Genomic DNA, 1,895 nt, shown 5'->3' with positions numbered 1-1,895 from the left:
GAAGATAATCGAAAAGTAGCTGGAAAAATTATAGAAAGTTAATTTGGATAAGCAAACAGTAATTAGATGGTAATTTGAGTAATGAACTTTGAAAACCGCATATTGTTACGGGATAAGGATATAAAAAAGGGTACAGCAAACAAGCCTAAAATATGGCTTAGTAAAATATTCAGAAATAAGTGTTTATGCAGCCTGTTGTTCTATGAAGGAACAAAAACTGAATTTTTTGTGCTTTACCCAAGCATCCAGGTGAATATTAATTACTGCAAAGGTAGCTAAAGACATTCTCATCATTGCACTCCTGGAATCGTAGCTTTCAATTGCATAGTCAATAAACATACGCTTGTTTGAACGCTCCACAGAAGTTCTGCTTTTGAATTTGGTTTTAAAAGTATCTGAACCTCGAGGTATAGGCGGAAACATTCTAGGATCATAGTCAGGCTTAATATAAATGACCCTGCCATATTTACTAGAAGAGCATTTACATTCTTTTGGCGGTTCTTGACCGTTTACAGCAAACCAGCAGCGGTATTTGATTCCCTTAGGCTTTGAATATCCCCAACTTACAAAGGGTATACCGCCCTTACAAATAGGATTGCCCTTATCATCAAAACAAAGTATATCCTGATGGGGATAATTAAACTTAGCTTTTGTTCTCGAATCCAGAGAAATAAAAGGGAGTATATCGTAGTGCTTTAAAAGGTCATAGGTAGGATAATTATCCATAGCTCCATCAGCGATAAAGCTTTTAAAACGCAAGTTTGGATAAATCTTATGGATATCTTCCAGTGCAAAAACGGTAGTAATACTATCATGGCGGCTTGCTTGTACCATCTTTAGATAAATAGGAAGGTCATAAGGGCTATCAGAAACTGTTACATTGAAAAGTGTATTTCCAAAGAACCATTGCTCTCTATAGCTATCCCAACCCCATCTTGCATCAGGATCAGAAAAGCGCCTGGGACACTTACAGTTATAGATACCTTGGGATTTACAGTCACAAACTTTGACGCCATAATGGCTTGCCCCTGAATAAAAAGTTGAACCATCAAAAGCAACAGATAAATCATTTACATTGCCTAGAATACCCATAGCAGAAGAAGTATCTACAACTAAACGAGCGATAAGTTTTTGCAAAACGATTTCAGGACAGAAATTCCTAAGCTTACCATTTATAGCTTTAGCGACAAGTTTTTTAACTGTACCGGAGTGTTTGGGAGGTTGCTTCTGGCCAGCTTTAAGCTTTTTCTTTGGTTTGCTTACAAAGCGCTTGACTTTAAGTTTGCGATTGATATGAATTTTATGGTCACCTAGCCATAAACGTACAAGAAAATCATAGTACGAAGCTGCAGATGGCGCGTTATTGAAGAAACCACAAATATCAAAAAGCAAAGGATCTGATGCTACCTTTTGAGCCCATTTTGTGATAGAATAATCCTGTTGATCAAGCATTAATACAAGCGAACGTATTATACCTTGCTGATTTATGGCGGGGCGGCCTAAATCAGAGTACAAAGGCTTGATGACAGGAAGCAGGCTATCGAGGTTCAAAAGATAGAGTTTTGAAATACTCTTATCCAATGAAACCAGCCTGCTTCTTTGTATTTGTTGGTGAAGCAGCATTTTCAATCGTAATCTTTCTTGATATTTAATATGAGGAATCCAATCTCGTAACATAATTACCTCCTGTAAAAGAATGTTATTGTAAACTTACAAACTAATTCTATATTAGGAGGATGTGGGTCTATCAAGTGAAATGGTTTCCAATAGAAGATTATAGTGGTAAAGTCACTGGAAAAATTGAAAACAATTTAGTTAAAAAAGTAGGGGTGAAGCAGAAATGTTGAACCTTGAAATATATATAACTCAAGCTCTCTGAGTTTTCGAGAGCGTAC

At 36.5% G+C, this 1,895-nt stretch carries 1 protein-coding gene; it reads right to left on the bottom strand.

Features of this window, described 5'->3' with window-relative positions; all coding sequences use genetic code 11:
• Positions 1 to 183: 183 nt before the first annotated feature.
• Positions 184 to 1,677, bottom strand: a complete 1,494-nt coding sequence (locus LJD61_RS20220) for a hypothetical protein (protein WP_255229416.1) — start codon at positions 1,675 to 1,677, stop codon at positions 184 to 186.
• Positions 1,678 to 1,895: the final 218 nt, after the last annotated feature.

The sequence above is a fragment of the Lutispora saccharofermentans genome (genome assembly GCF_024363565.1).
In the GTDB taxonomy this organism is placed as follows: domain Bacteria; phylum Bacillota; class Clostridia; order Lutisporales; family Lutisporaceae; genus Lutispora; species Lutispora saccharofermentans.
This window is presented reverse-complemented; position numbering and strand designations above follow the sequence as displayed.

What these genes read in the sequence shown, in the direction of transcription:
- LJD61_RS20220 (WP_255229416.1), bottom strand. Translation starts at nt 1,677, where the DNA reads ATGTTACGAGATTGGATTCCTCATATTAAATATCAAGAAAGATTACGA.